Annotated in this window: 1 pseudogene; it reads right to left on the bottom strand. The window is 40.4% G+C overall.

The features are described 5' to 3' along the window. A pseudogene (gene glyA, locus AB4653_RS28450) lies at window positions 1-207 on the bottom strand (serine hydroxymethyltransferase); the annotation flags it as partial. Window positions 208-401 lie beyond the last annotated feature (194 nt).

Raw genomic sequence — 401 nt, forward strand, 5'->3', positions numbered from 1 at the left:
CTCACAACCACCGTAGTAACGCTTACCAGGGTAGCCTTCAGCGTATTTGTTTGTAAGTTGAGAACCTTGAGCTTCCATTACACGTGGGCTTGTGTAGTTTTCTGAAGCGATAAGTTCGATGTGCTCTTCCTGACGAAGAGTTTCTTCTTGGATAGCTGCGAATAGGTCCGCATCGTAATCAGCAATGTTCATGTCACGCTTAAGCATCTGTATCTCCTGACTCAGATTGTACTGAAAGTTTCAAAAAAACCACACAACGACCGAAAGCAAACGTTTCCGTCACCGTTTTGATGTGACGCATTCTACATAATTTGATCTAGGTCATAAAGAGCTAATTGCAATTTTATCATGCAGTTTTTTCATAATCACAAATAAGATTCATCATGGTTATTGAGCTTATC

It is taken from the genome of Vibrio sp. 10N.222.48.A3, from assembly GCF_041475345.1.
Lineage (GTDB): Bacteria > Pseudomonadota > Gammaproteobacteria > Enterobacterales > Vibrionaceae > Vibrio > Vibrio tasmaniensis_A.